Origin of the sequence: Pseudoduganella sp. R-31, assembly GCF_049913235.1 — a bacterium.
In the GTDB taxonomy this organism is placed as follows: domain Bacteria; phylum Pseudomonadota; class Gammaproteobacteria; order Burkholderiales; family Burkholderiaceae_D; genus Rugamonas.
This window is the reverse complement of sequence record NZ_CP183986.1, coordinates 550564-563845: the sequence shown is the minus strand read 5'-3', so window position 1 is coordinate 563845 and position 13282 is coordinate 550564. Positions and strand designations below refer to the sequence as shown.

The window sequence follows — 13282 nt, the reverse complement described above, 5'->3', positions numbered from 1 at the left end:
AATGCCCTTTCAGGAATGACGACGAATCACCAGCGGTGAAATCGACATAAGCCGTTGATCTTACGGCTGGTTCTGAAGCATTGCAGCAAACTGGGCAGGCGTCCACTTTTTCCTATCTGATACCTGTCCGTCACCCAGTTCTATCAACCTCAATTGGCCAGACGCATCAAGGACAGTATCAACGGAAAAGAAGGGGCTCGAAACACGTTCGGCCACTTCCGCAACGAGTGCAGGAACATTTCCGTCCCTTGAGAACGCTTTCCGGTTGAGTACGAAGTATCGTTCTTCGGTTTCGGGACGGAGCTCCTCAAACTTGCGAATACATATCCCGCCCTCCACCGAGCCCCTGTATTGCGCAATCAGGGAAACCACTTCCGCGATCCCTTCAGGCGTTTGTGCGACCGACCCACGCTGCGTGGTGAGTGACTTGACGTAATCCTTGACGAAATAAGCTGGCCAATTCTTGCCACTGACAAGACTCACAAAGTCGGCGCTTCTTTCCGCCACGATGGTTTCGGGCGTCCACGCTTCACAAACGGGATACCACTCTGGCAAATAATGACACCGGCGGTATTCCTCGGCACTGGTCTTCATTTGCGCCCCACTCGCGGCAACGCCTTCAGCCAGTCGAGCATACGACTCGGGCGTCATCATCCATCCTCGATAAACGACCTTCACGCCAGCCGGGAGCACCGGCCTGGCGCGGAACCGATCGCTCTCAAAGTCTTCAAACGAGAACAGGGAGTAAGCAAGGCCCGCCTTAATGACGGCAGCAAACTCTTCCGCGTACTCTTCGTCCACGGCTGATTTATTGAATGGATCAGAAGGGTATAACAAATACATTCGGGGCTTTCCAGTTATGGCAGGAGGAGCAGGTTTTTCAGTTGCTTTGCAACGGACTCCCTGGCCTTACCTGTTTTGAATATGGTTGGAATGTACAGCATGAAGCAACCCCAACGATACCGCGACCGATTCCTGTCCTTGGACAGCAAGTACTGCAACACTTCGCTGGCGGATTCGCGGTGAAACGCCCAGAGCACATGGTTGCGGTAGGTGATCGAAAAATAGGCGTCTGTGGGCCAGCTCAACACATGCTTGCGCCGCAGATGGCAGGAACCACATCGAATCGAGCCAACCGGCCAGCCGCTACGATTTTTGAGAAACCGCGAATGCTCCCAGTCGTCCGCGGAATAGCCATCAGGGAGTTCGTGAAGTGCCTTCTCGGGACGACCATGAAGTCCCTGGTAATAGAGTGCCGCATGCCACTTATGGCCGCATGAGTCCTGGAACTGCTGGTACTCGAACAAGCTGCTCTTCTGAAAAAATTCCACATCCGATTTCAGCTTGATGCAAACAACTTCGGCAAACTCGAATTCTGCGCGCTGCTTGCACGCTGGACAAACAATATCCAGATGGTGCGGGATCGGTCTCCATTCGTACGGCCTTGTCATCTTTGACAAGGGCTGAGAAATTGCGCGAGAACGTTTTGCCAGAGCACCTGCGGAGGAATGCCTGCATAGCCGGACTCCTGCGCATCATTACACTCGATCACGATCCAACGCCCATTTGCGGTTTTTGCGAAATCTACTACGAGGAATGGCACATCAAGGCGCGCGGCGGCTTGCCTGGCGACCTCTAGCCCGGCATCAACATCGGCGCAATGATACGGAGCGACCTGGTACCAGTACCGCCCCCAACCGACACACTTGCCATGCCACCAGAATGATCGATACTCCATCGACGGCTTAACCTTACCTGGGACACTGCCCTCCACCGGCATAAGTGGGACAAACTCTCGAATTACCGGCTTCTGCCAGTGCAGGATCGGATCGTTACGATACTTCTCCGAAACCAATGCATAGTGCTCACGGCTTTGAATGACAGACAGATCAGGATTATGCTTGCTCGTTTGCCTGGAGCCCTTCATGAAGACTGGCCACTGGAAATCTTGTTCGATTTCTTCCACGTGCGGCAATGCATCAAAGACCTGGGTTCGCGGCGTGAGCCCTTCCAGGTAGGGATACCAGTGTTCAAGTTCACTGGCGCGGGAGTGCTCGTCCGGGGAGTTCACGAGGCGTAGCCCCATGTCCAGCTTCTCCCTGAATTCGGCTGCGTAATCGTCGATAGGGCCGATCCTCAGGATGCACAGCGACTCGCCCTCGACCCGATATGGATGATCGCATGCAAAGTGCAAGTCGAAGTTGAAGTCGTATGCGGATACGCCCACCACGTCGCTAACAACGAAAAGCTTTTTCTCAATACGCGCAACGTTCACCCTGCTCAATGCATAACCCATTCTATGCGCAATGTTGTGGTCATGAGGCTAATATGTCGCCCACATCAACTGAGCGGGACGTCGCCTCAACCATTCCGGACTGGGCACGGTTGCCAAGTCCTCATAAACCTTAGGTGGGAATCCTCGCCTTGCCCTTCTTGTTGTGCAAGGCCCAGGCATTCTTCCAGTGATTTCGTTCGGATGTGCCCGAGCGAGAGTCCGTTTGAAGTGCGATACAAACTCACTCTCGGAATCATCATACAGACCAGAGAAGAGGAAATACTTTCCAGCTTCCAGCGACTTACCATCGAGAACCAATACCCTCGCCCAGATCAAGTAGACCTGGGGATCGTAGATCCTTAGTGCTCCCGGAAGTCTCCTGCGAAGTACTTCGATTTTTCCGGCCTCCCACAGTTCGATGGATGCGACTCGCCAGTATGCGGCTCGGCCGACGAAAATTCTCGGGCTTGATGCGCTTTCGAAAGCATTGCCAATAGCCTCGACTAGTGGCCATTGGAAATCAAAGAAGAAGAAGTATCCTCCAATGACCCAGCATTCGCCGGAAGGAAGCCACTCTTTATGCAAGCCGATCCACCACTCCCGTAGCTGACGCTTGGCTATAATCATCTCATCGCTGCGAAGTGCTTCAATGATACTTCTAGCGGTCGGCCTAACTTTCGTATTCCCTGACGAACTTGGCGTTTCAAACGGCGCCGCAGCCGAGGCCACAGGGCCTTCCCGGCTCTTTCTGCGATCGAAGACTTCAATCAGCTTTTTCAGTATTCTCATTGCGTTGAGCCCCCCCGACATTTCTTAAAGGCGATAGTCCCCAGCGCCAGTCCTATGCTGGGGTCAAGCAGCAAGAATGCTGCAGAGATCGCGAAGCCATACGGCTCATTCGACATGGCACTTGCGATAGCGCCGGCAATGCCACACAGAAATGGCGGGGCAAAGGAGAAGTTACCTTCGTGCCTTGTGACGATATATGCAATGAGGGACAGCCAATTCAACGCGATAATCGCGGCAACTGTCCACATCACGACAATGCTCAATGCCATAAACCGAGGATCAGTCCGAAAACGAGGAACTGCGCAGTGTGGTAACCACCGTCGATCAGTAGCAGCTTGACGCTGCGGTTGGCGAACTGGTAGTTGATGCCGAAGCTGGCTGCCACCATGCCGAAGCCAGCCAGCAAGGCGTGCTTGATGGCATAGTCGAGCGTTGGCGCCGGGCCGACCCAGCGTGCAAACGCGAACGCCGCGAGAAGGGAAAAGACAAATGCCACGCCGAATACGCGTGCCGGATGGCCGTCCGGTTTGACGCCGCCGTTCTCGTCATTCCACATCTTGCCGAACACAGCCGGCGAGTACCACAGGCCGCCCAACATGAAACTCGATACCGCGGCCAGCAGCGCGGCGAAAATATTCATGCCCATCATATGCATCGTTGTCCCCCAGCAAATTATTGTTGAGAATGAACGATATGTGAGCCGGGCCGCGTGCGTCAATCACTTGTTGTTGCAATGCGCCGAAAGCATTTCTCCCATCTTGCCGCTGGCTGCCTGGCGGTCATCGGCCCAGGTCAGGGCGGATTCGGTGCCGCCGGGTTCTTCGCGGCGCAGGAAGCTGACGTAGGTGGAGCCCTTCTTGCCGGTGACGTGCATCAGGCGGACTTCACAACTGCGGCCGGTGGCGGCGGCCTTGGCGGTGCTCAGCACGTCGACCTTGATGATGGGACCGATGTGCGCTACCAGCGGCGCGCGCTGGTTCAGGATGTCGAGCAGCTTGTCTTGCGGGATGTCGCGGTTGCAGGCCACAAGCAGCAGCACGGGCAGCATTTTTTTCATGGCGCCTCCAAAAGAACAAACGCCGACCGGCGCGGAGGCCGGACGGCGTTTGGGTGTTGCGTTGCTCTTTGCTTCGATCAGGACATGTGCTGGCCGCCGTTGATCGCGATATTAGCGCCGGTGACGAAGGCCGCTTCTTCCGATGCCAGGTAGGCCACCAGGCCGGCTACTTCTTCCGGCTTGCCCAGGCGCGCCATCGGGATCTGCGGGATGATCTTCGAATCCAGCACGTCTTTCGGGATCTCCATCACCATCTTGGTGCCGATATAGCCTGGCGAGATGGTGTTGACGGTCACGCCCTTGCGTGCCACTTCCAGCGCCAGCGCCTTGGTGAAGCCATGCACGCCAGCCTTGGCCGCCGAGTAGTTGGTCTGGCCGAATGCACCCTTCTGGCCGTTCACCGAGGAGATGTTGATGATGCGGCCCCAGCCACGGTCCACCATGCCATCCGCTACCGGCTTGGTCATGTTGAACACGGAGTCCAGGTTGGTCTTCATCACGGCGTCCCAATTGACCTTGTCCATCTTCTTGAAGGTCATGTCGCGGGTGATACCGGCGTTATTCACCAGCACGTCAACCGGGCCGATGTCGCGTTCGACTGCTGCGATGCAGGTTTGCGCCGAATCGTAGTCCGACACATCGCAAGGATAGGCCGTGAAGTTATAGCCCTGGTCCTTCATCGTGGCCAGCCACGACTCGTGCGTCTTATTGCTCGGGGAATACGTGGTTACCACTTTGTAGCCCAGTGCGACCATCTTGATGCAGATCGCTTCGCCCAGACCACCCATGCCGCCTGTTACCAATGCAACTCGTGCCATTTAATGTTCCCCTATTTATTTAAACGAAAGCTCATTCCCTCTCAACTGCCAGTGCTACGCCCATGCCGCCGCCGATGCATAGCGAGGCCAGGCCCTTCTTGGCGTCACGGCGAACCATTTCATGCAGCAGGGTCACCAGGATGCGGGCGCCGGATGCGCCGATCGGGTGGCCGATCGCAATCGCGCCGCCGTTGACGTTGATCTTGCTGGTGTCCCAGCCCATTTCCTTGTTCACGGCGCAGGCTTGCGCGGCGAACGCTTCGTTGATCTCCATCAGGTCCAGGTCCTGTGGCGACCAGCCGGCCTTCTTCAGGCACAGTTGCGAAGCGGTGACCGGGCCCATGCCCATATAAGCCGGGTCGAGGCCGGACGAGGCGTAAGCCTTGATGCGGGCCAGCGGAGTCAGGCCCAGTTCCTTGGCCTGCCTGGCGGACATCATCATCACCGCTGCGGCGCCGTCGTTGATGCCGGAAGCATTGCCGGCGGTGACGGAGCCTGCCTTGTCGAAGGCTGGGCGCAGGCCGGACAGCGCTTCCAGGGTCGAACCTGGCTTCACGTATTCGTCCTGATCGAAGAAGATGCTGCCTTTCTTCTGCACGATTTCCAGCGGCAGGATCTCGTCCTTGAACTTGCCGGCCTTTTGCGCGGCTTCCGCTTTCAGCTGTGACTGCAGCGCGAATTCATCTTGCTGGCTGCGCGAGATATCGTATTTCTTGGCGACGTTCTCGGCGGTGATGCCCATGTGGTACTGGTTGTACACGTCCCACAGGCCATCGACGATCATGGTGTCGACCATCTTGGCGTCGCCCATGCGGAAGCCGTCGCGCGAGCCGTTCAGCACGTGCGGCGAGGCGCTCATGTTTTCCTGGCCGCCGGCGATGATGATGTTGGCGTCGCCGCACTTGATAGCTTGCGCTGCCAGGTGGGAGGCCTTCAGTCCGCTGCCGCACACCTTATTGATGGTATAGCCCGGAATGGCGCTTGGCAGGCCGGACTTGATTACGGCCTGGCGCGCAGGATTCTGGCCAACGCCAGCGGTCAGCACCTGGCCCATGATCACTTCGCTGACCAGGTTAGGGTCGATGCCGGTCTGGGCCAACAGGCCCTTGATGACATGGGCGCCCAGCTCTGCTGCCGGGGTCTTGGCCAGGGAACCGCCGAACTTGCCAACGGCGGTACGGCCTGCTGCAACAATTACTACATCATCCATTCTGCTTCTCCGGGAGTGGTATGAAAATCATTCAATGCATTCTAGCTAAGTGCCATGCGTGCGGCCAGCTATGGCCTACCGGAACAGGGGCTTATTCAAAGCCACTTCTGTTGCCTCGCGTCCATAAGCCTGCGCACGGTCGATGGCGTGCTTGCCCTGGTCGGTTGCCATTTGCAGCAGGTCTTGTGGATGCTGGATGGCCAGGAATTCGTTGGAGGCTGCGGTCATGGCAGCAAGAGAAGCCAATGTGGTATCACGATGCCAGTCACAGATGCTGGCGAAGCTGGCGAGTTGCGCGTCAAAAGCCGCTTGTGCGGCGCGGGAAAATTCATCATTGAACGCGTACATGCCCATGCTCCTTCAGTTGTTCGGTGGCTGAGATACCGCAAGACTTCTCATGTTAGTGCGCGATTCCTGACAAACGTTTGATAAACATCAAGGCTGCTTTCATTTTGCATAAATCCCTACACGATGTCACGACAATAACTTGATACCGTCCAGCGTGGCGGCGCACTGCTCACGTATCACGTTGACGAAGTCGGACACATAAGCCTTGTGCTGCAAGGCTGGCGGCACCGAGACGAACAGGTCGCTCCACAAGCCGGTCTCGCCGATCGGACGGGCGCTGACGTAGTCGTAGTCGACGTAATTCTTGATCGCCCAGTTCGGCAATGCGGCCACGCCGCGCCGGCTTGCAACCAGTTGCAGAATCATGACCGTGAGTTCGGCGGTGCGGCGCTGGAACTCAATGCCGGCTGGACGCAGCACTTCGCGGATCAGGTCGATGCGTGTTTCCGGTACCGGGTAGGTGATCAGGGTTTCGCCCGCGAAGTCCTGGGCCGACAGGCGGCGCTGCGTGGCGAGCCGATGCTTCTGCGCCATGACGGTCAGGATTTCGAAGCGGAACAGCGGAAAGGTTGAGTACTCGGCGCTGTAGTCCGATCCGATCACGAGGTCAGCTGCACCGCTGCGCAGCAGGTCGGCGGGTTCGCTGTGGAAGCCGGACACCAGGTCGATTTCAACCTCCGGCCAGCGGGTACGGAAAGCATCCATCACCGGCATCAGCCAGTCGAAACAGGTATGGCATTCAAGTGCGACCCGCAACTGGCCGGTGTCGCCCTGCGACAGGCGCAGCACGTCGCGCTCGGCGCGCTCGACTTCCGGCAGCAGGGTATCGGCCAGTTTCAGCAGACGTTCGCCGGTCGCGGTGAAGCCGATCGGTATCGATTTACGCTCAAATAGCGGCGTACCGTAGCGATCTTCCAGCAACTTGATCTGGTGCGACAAAGCCGACTGCGTCAGGTTGAGCAGTTGTGCCGCCTTGACCAGGCTACCGGAGGAACGAAGCGCAGACAGCGTGCGCAGGTGACGAATCTCAAGCATGTATGAAAAGTTTTCAAGTGGATGCATAAAAAGTTTCGTTTTTATTATATGCCGTCATGCCGCAAACTGTACTTCACCAATATTTCTTAAGCATGACAAAAATGAAACTCGTTCAAACACATATTCCTGGCTTTCCACGCATCGGCGCAGCGCGCGAACTGAAATTCGCGCTGGAGCGCTTCTGGCGCGGTGAATCGTCCGAGGCCGCGCTGCAGCAAACTGCGAGCAATCTCCGTGCCCGGCACTGGGAAACCCAGCACCAGCATGGCCTGGACTTCGTGACGGTAGGCGACTTTGCCTTGTACGACCACGTAGCCAACCATATCCAGCTGTTCGGCTGCGAACCGGCGCGCTTCGGTTTCACTGGCGAAGAGACGCCACTGGCGCGCTATTTCGCCATGGCGCGCGGCGACAGTGCACACGCATCGTGCGGCTGCGGCCACAATGGTGCAGCGCTGGAGATGACCAAGTGGTTCGACACCAACTACCACTATCTGGTGCCGGAATTCAGCGAATCCACTTCCTTCGACCTGTACAGCAAGCGCCTGCTGGACGAAGTAAGCGAAGCCCGCGTCGCCGGGCATCGCGTCAAGGCCGTCCTGCTCGGCCCACTGACCCTCCTCTGGCTTGGCAAGGAACGCGACGCAGCGCCAGGCTTCAGCCGCCTCGACCTGCTCGATCGCCTGCTGCCACAATACAGCCGCTTGCTGATGCAGTTGCGCGTTGCCGGCGCCGACTGGGTGCAACTCGATGAGCCGATCCTCGGCCTCGACCTGCCCAACGCTTGGCGTAATGCCTTCGAACCAGCGTACTGGCTGCTCAACCAGGCGGGCGCCGAACTGATTGTCGCTACCTATTTCTCGCCGCTGGAGGAAAACGTCAGCCTGGCCTGCCGCCTGCCCGTCGCAGGCCTGCATGTGGATGCGGTACGCGCCGCCAGCGAGCTGACCAGCGTGGCCGACTGGCTGCCGGCGCACAAGGTGCTGTCGATCGGCGTGATCGATGGCCGCAACATCTGGCGCACCGATCTCGATGCAACCATGGCCACGCTGATGCCGGTCCTATCCAAGCGCAGTGGCCCGGTGTGGCTGTCGACCTCGTGCTCGCTGCTGCATGTGCCGTACAGCCTGGCGGCGGAACCTGCGCTGGACGACGAGTTGCGCTCGTGGCTGGCCTTCGCCGAAGAAAAGCTGGCGGAGCTTGCGCTGCTTAAAGCGGCATTGTCTGCCGATGAGCGAGTGTCGGGGCAGGTTGCCCGAGGATTCGCCGAAGCGCGCGCAGCACTGGAAGGCCGCCGCGCCAGCACCCGTGTGCACAACGCCGATGTGTCAGCACGCATGGCAGGCCTGGCGTCGGACCATGCCGCTGCGCGCCGCAACTCGCCATTCGCGCAGCGCCAGCATTTGCAACGCGAGCGCCTGCAGTTGCCGGCATTCCCGACCACGACCATCGGTTCCTTTCCGCAGACACCGGAAATCCGCATTGCCCGCGCCGCCTTCAAGCGCGGCGAATTGTCCGCGCCGGACTACCAACAGGCGATGCGCGCCGAGATCGCGCATGCCGTCCGCACGCAGGAAGAACTTGGCCTCGACGTGCTGGTGCATGGCGAGGCCGAGCGCAACGACATGGTCGAATACTTCGGCGAACAGCTCGACGGATTTGCGTTCACCGCGAACGGCTGGGTGCAATCCTACGGCTCGCGCTGCGTGAAGCCGCCAGTCATTTACGGCGCTGTGCAGCGCCCGCAAGCGATGACGGTTGGCTGGACGGAATACGCGCAAAGCCTGACCCGCAAGCCGATGAAAGGCATGCTCACCGGGCCGGTAACAATCCTGCAGTGGTCTTTCGTGCGCGACGACCAGCCGCGCGCCGATACCGCGCTGCAAATCGCTGCCGCCATCCGGGACGAAGTGCGCGACCTGGAAAACGCCGGCATCGCCATCATCCAGATCGACGAGCCAGCCTTGCGCGAAGGCCTGCCGCTGCGCCGCAACCGCTGGGATGCTTACCTCGCCTGGGCCACGAAAGCTTTCCGCATCAGCGCCGCGGTGGCTGCCGACGCGACGCAAATCCACACCCATATGTGCTACGCCGAGTTCAACGACATCCTGCCAGCGATTGCCGCGCTGGATGCGGACGTGATCACGATCGAGTCGAGCCGTTCCGCGATGGAACTGCTGGGCGGCTTTGCCAGCTTCCGCTATCCAAACGAGATCGGCCCCGGCGTGTACGACATCCATTCGCCGCGCGTTCCCGGCAGTGAAGAAATGGCCGAGCTGTTGCGCAAGGCTGCGAAAGTCGTCCCGCCAGCCCAGCTCTGGGTCAACCCGGACTGCGGCCTCAAGACCCGCGCCTGGCCAGAGACGTCCGCCGCCCTGCAAAATATGGTTGTCGCTGCCCAGCAACTCCGCGCGGAAATCCAGCTTTCATAACTTTGTACACGCAAATTTCTCGTTTGCGCCGAAGCCAAGGCCGTCATAGTATGTGTATAAGAACCTCCGCGAGTACACATCATGCGCACCAATATCGAGATAGACGACAAATTGATGGACGACGCGTTGCGACTAACCGGGGCCGCTACCAAGCGTGAAGCGGTCGAAATGGGACTTCGGACGTTGTTGCGGCTAAAGCAACAGGAGGAAATCCGGCGCTTCAAGGGTAAATTGCAGTGGGAAGGCGATCTGGACGCAATGAGGGTCGATAAATGATCCTGGTCGATTCCAGCGTCTGGATCGACTATTTCCGTGGCAATGCGACGCCTCAAGTCGAACGGCTTGATCGATTGCTGGGCAACGAGCCCATTGCTATCGGCGACTTGATCTTGACGGAAGTGCTGCAGGGCTTCCGTCGCCAGCGCGACTTCAATCAGGCCAGAAAGTTGCTTTTGACACTAGAGACGATCGACATCGGTGGTGTCGAGATTGCAATCCAGGCAGCCAGGAACTTCAGGCAATTGCAATCCCTTGGAGTCACCATCCGGAAAACTGTGGACACCTTGATCGCGACGCGTTGCATCGAATCGCGCCATGCACTGCTCTACAGTGACAGGGATTTCGACCCGTTCGTCGTTCATCTAGGCCTGCAGCCCGCATAAACACTGGGCTCCCCTCCCCAAGCAAGCTTAAGCAAAGTACAATGCACCCAGCCTGGGCCATGCCCGTTACTCTGCGATTGTTATGCCGAAAAGCAAGCTTCAAAAGCCTATCGAAATCAAGATTTCCACCGTTGTCGCCGTGTCCGCCATTATGTACACGAGCGACCTCGTCGCCCTCGACGCCGCCATGCATGAGATGACTGGCGGCGTTTCCGATTTCTTCGAAGGGGACCTGGCGGTCATCGACGTCGGTGACCTGGCGCCTGGCTGCGAACGCATTGACTGGGCGGCAACGATCGCCCTCCTGAAAAAATACCGCCTGAACCCGGTTGCCGTACGCAACGCCAAGCCGGACATGGTGGAAGAAATCCAGCAACACGGCCTGCAACTGGACAGCGGCAAGCGCGAAGAGGCGCCGGTCCCTGCTCCGAAGCCAGCGCCAGCTCCGGCCCCTGCGCCGGCCCCGGCTCCCACGCCGGCGGCACCAGCATTCAGCGGTACCATGATCATCGACACCCCGGTCCGGGCCGGCCAGCGCATTTATGCGCGCGGCGGCGACCTGATCGTGATGGCCGTCGTCAACAACGGCGCCGAGATCATCGCGGATGGCAGTATTCACGTTTACAACACTTTGAACGGCCGTGCCCTGGCTGGCGCTTCCGGCGACGCCTCGGCCCGTATTTTCGCTATGTCGATGAGCCCGGAACTGGTCTCGATCGCAGGTGTTTACCGTACTTTTGAGGATGGTTTCCCGACCGAAAACGCACGCAAACCGGTACAAATCCGGCTAAAGGGCGAGAGTCTGGATATACAATCTGTCAATTCCGCAAAATAACAGAACAGTAAAGGATTCTTTGTGGCACGAATTATTGTAGTTACGTCCGGCAAGGGCGGTGTCGGCAAAACGACTTCCAGCGCCAGCTTCTCCACCGGCCTCGCCATGCGTGGCCACAAAACCGTCGTCATCGACTTTGACGTCGGCCTGCGCAACCTGGACCTGATCATGGGTTGCGAACGACGCGTTGTGTATGACCTGATCAACGTGGTGCACAAGGAAGCCACCCTGAACCAGGCTCTGATCAAGGACAAGCACTGCGAAAACCTGTACATCCTGCCGGCGTCCCAGACCCGCGACAAGGATGCCCTGACCGAAGACGGCGTGGAAGCCGTGCTGGCCGAGCTGATCAAGATGGACTTCGAGTTCATCGTCTGCGACTCGCCAGCCGGTATCGAACACGGCGCCCTGATGGCGCTGACCTTCGCCGACGAGGCCCTGATCGTGACCAACCCGGAAGTGTCGTCGGTGCGTGACTCCGACCGCATCCTGGGCATCATCCAGGCCAAGTCGCGCCGCGCGCTGTCCGGCGGCGAACCGGTCAAGGAACACCTGCTGATCACCCGTTACTCGCCGAAGCGCGTAGAAGCGGGCGAGATGCTGTCGTTTGAAGACGTGCAAGAGATCCTGCGCATTCCTTTGATCGGCATCATCCCTGAGTCGGAGCAAGTGCTGCATGCTTCCAACCAGGGTAACCCGGCAATCCACTTCAAGGGAACCGATGTGGCCGAAGCCTACACCGACGTGGTGTCGCGCTTCCTGGGCGAAGAAGTTGAGCTGAAGTTTACCGACTATGAAAAGCCTGGTTTCCTGAAGCGTATCTTTGGAGCTAAATAATGGCCCTGCTTTCTTTCCTGTTCCAGAACAAGCCCAAGACTGCGGTTGCGGCAAAGGAGCGCTTGCAGATCATTATTGCTCGCGAGCGTAATGGCCGCGCCGGGCCGGATTTCATGCCGGCACTGCACAAAGAGCTGGTTGATGTGATTTCGAAGTACACCAAAGTGTCGGCGGACGATATCAAGATCTCGCTGGATCGCCAGGGCAACCTGGAAGTGCTTGATGTGAATGTGGTGCTGCCGGACGCCTAAACCGGTAAACCAGTGTCAGACCCGCAGGGTCTGACACTTGCCCGCGACGGCCGGTTTATCGGTTTTCCGCCCCTGCCAGCACCAGCCTGGCCACCCTGGCGCAAGCATCCACATGCTGGTAGCCAATCTGCCGGAAGGCAAAGAAACCAATAGTAGCTGACGCAATTTGACCAGCAATAGGCACCAGTTTGCCCGCCTGTTTGGCCGCAATCTTGCCCGCGCTGCGCTTCAACACCGTCGCAACCAGCTCGCGCGTGACAACTTTCCCCACCAGCATCCCGCCCAGGCTGATGACAGCCTCGTAAGCGATCAGCTTCAATTTCGGCTGCATGCGGTCGATCTGGGCCGGCGACAGGCCAAATTCGTGGTTGACATCGTCGATCAACTGGGTGAACAGGCGCAGATCCGACACCACGTCGATCCCCGGGATTGGTACTGCCGCCACGCCGGCCGAAACTGCTGCGCGGCGCCGCACTAGGCGCCTGCAACGCTCGCGCACCGCATCGATATCCGCTTCGCTGGAAGGCAACACAGTCCAGTCATTTTTCATGTTTCACCTCCAATCGACTTGCAAAAGCGCACCCTCTCCATTGTGCTGGCAGCCCAAGCAGTGTACCGTGTGATGAAGAACTGCCTCACACGGCACTCAATAGAATAGTGCTTTATAGCAATCTTTGATCAAATTGGTAACTATTTCTTGTAAATCTCTGTTATATTCGTGTGACTGCTTCTT

The 13282-nt window shown here is 58.3% G+C and carries 17 protein-coding genes; 6 read left to right on the top strand and 11 right to left on the bottom strand.

Annotated features, from left to right (window positions below; translation table 11 throughout):
* Window positions 1-60: 60 nt before the first annotated feature.
* From ACN9MY_RS02615 to ACN9MY_RS02570, 10 genes are all read right to left on the bottom strand, one after another.
* The gene (locus ACN9MY_RS02615; RefSeq protein WP_426167197.1) at window positions 61-843 is read right to left on the bottom strand and encodes an ATP-grasp domain-containing protein; all 783 of its coding nucleotides are present in this window, start codon (window positions 841-843) and stop codon (window positions 61-63) included.
* Window positions 844-857: 14 nt separating this feature from the next.
* Window positions 858-1307 (bottom strand): hypothetical protein, encoded by a 450-nt coding sequence (locus tag ACN9MY_RS02610; RefSeq protein WP_426167195.1) that lies wholly within the window; start codon window positions 1305-1307, stop codon window positions 858-860.
* Window positions 1308-1447: 140 nt separating this feature from the next.
* A complete protein-coding gene (locus tag ACN9MY_RS02605) occupies window positions 1448-2296 on the bottom strand; it encodes an ATP-grasp domain-containing protein (protein ID WP_426167193.1) in 849 nt (282 codons plus the stop codon).
* A 27-nt stretch (window positions 2297-2323) separates the two neighbouring features.
* Complete coding sequence (locus ACN9MY_RS02600; RefSeq protein ID WP_426167191.1) at window positions 2324-3064, bottom strand: hypothetical protein; 741 nt, start codon at window positions 3062-3064, stop codon at window positions 2324-2326.
* A 259-nt stretch (window positions 3065-3323) separates the two neighbouring features.
* Complete coding sequence (locus ACN9MY_RS02595) at window positions 3324-3704, bottom strand: DUF1761 domain-containing protein (RefSeq protein WP_426336814.1); 381 nt, start codon at window positions 3702-3704, stop codon at window positions 3324-3326.
* Window positions 3705-3782: 78 nt separating this feature from the next.
* Window positions 3783-4121 (bottom strand): hypothetical protein, encoded by a 339-nt coding sequence (locus ACN9MY_RS02590; protein ID WP_426167187.1) that lies wholly within the window; start codon window positions 4119-4121, stop codon window positions 3783-3785.
* Window positions 4122-4198: 77 nt separating this feature from the next.
* Complete coding sequence (gene phbB, locus ACN9MY_RS02585) at window positions 4199-4939, bottom strand: acetoacetyl-CoA reductase (protein WP_426167185.1); 741 nt, start codon at window positions 4937-4939, stop codon at window positions 4199-4201.
* Between the two features lie 31 nt (window positions 4940-4970).
* Complete coding sequence (locus ACN9MY_RS02580) at window positions 4971-6149, bottom strand: acetyl-CoA C-acetyltransferase (protein ID WP_426336813.1); 1179 nt, start codon at window positions 6147-6149, stop codon at window positions 4971-4973.
* A 75-nt stretch (window positions 6150-6224) separates the two neighbouring features.
* A complete protein-coding gene (locus tag ACN9MY_RS02575) occupies window positions 6225-6497 on the bottom strand; it encodes a hypothetical protein (protein ID WP_426167181.1) in 273 nt (90 codons plus the stop codon).
* A 126-nt stretch (window positions 6498-6623) separates the two neighbouring features.
* Complete coding sequence (locus ACN9MY_RS02570; RefSeq protein ID WP_426336812.1) at window positions 6624-7532, bottom strand: LysR substrate-binding domain-containing protein; 909 nt, start codon at window positions 7530-7532, stop codon at window positions 6624-6626.
* 101 nt (window positions 7533-7633) lie between these two features.
* Here ACN9MY_RS02570 and metE point away from each other — a divergent pair, with 101 nt between their 5' ends.
* The 6 genes from metE (at window position 7634) to minE (ending at window position 12549) form a co-directional block, all read left to right on the top strand.
* Window positions 7634-9964: a 5-methyltetrahydropteroyltriglutamate--homocysteine S-methyltransferase gene (gene metE, locus ACN9MY_RS02565; protein ID WP_426336811.1), complete on the top strand. Its 2331-nt coding sequence runs from the start codon at window positions 7634-7636 to the stop codon at window positions 9962-9964.
* 81 nt (window positions 9965-10045) lie between these two features.
* Window positions 10046-10240: a type II toxin-antitoxin system VapB family antitoxin gene (locus ACN9MY_RS02560; RefSeq protein WP_426167175.1), complete on the top strand. Its 195-nt coding sequence runs from the start codon at window positions 10046-10048 to the stop codon at window positions 10238-10240.
* Window positions 10237-10626 (top strand): type II toxin-antitoxin system VapC family toxin, encoded by a 390-nt coding sequence (vapC, locus tag ACN9MY_RS02555; RefSeq protein WP_426167173.1) that lies wholly within the window; start codon window positions 10237-10239, stop codon window positions 10624-10626. Before ACN9MY_RS02560 ends, vapC begins: the two co-directional genes overlap by 4 nt.
* An 82-nt stretch (window positions 10627-10708) precedes the next feature.
* Window positions 10709-11461, top strand: coding sequence for a septum site-determining protein MinC (minC, locus tag ACN9MY_RS02550; protein WP_426167171.1), 753 nt, complete (start codon window positions 10709-10711; stop codon window positions 11459-11461).
* Window positions 11462-11482: 21 nt separating this feature from the next.
* The gene (gene minD / locus ACN9MY_RS02545) at window positions 11483-12298 is read left to right on the top strand and encodes a septum site-determining protein MinD (RefSeq protein WP_130316191.1); all 816 of its coding nucleotides are present in this window, start codon (window positions 11483-11485) and stop codon (window positions 12296-12298) included.
* A complete protein-coding gene (gene minE, locus ACN9MY_RS02540) occupies window positions 12298-12549 on the top strand; it encodes a cell division topological specificity factor MinE (protein ID WP_130316192.1) in 252 nt (83 codons plus the stop codon). Before minD ends, minE begins: the two co-directional genes overlap by 1 nt.
* 55 nt (window positions 12550-12604) lie before the next feature.
* Here the strand turns inward: minE and ACN9MY_RS02535 are convergent, their stop codons facing one another.
* A complete protein-coding gene (locus tag ACN9MY_RS02535) occupies window positions 12605-13099 on the bottom strand; it encodes a hypothetical protein (RefSeq protein ID WP_426167168.1) in 495 nt (164 codons plus the stop codon).
* Window positions 13100-13282: the final 183 nt, after the last annotated feature.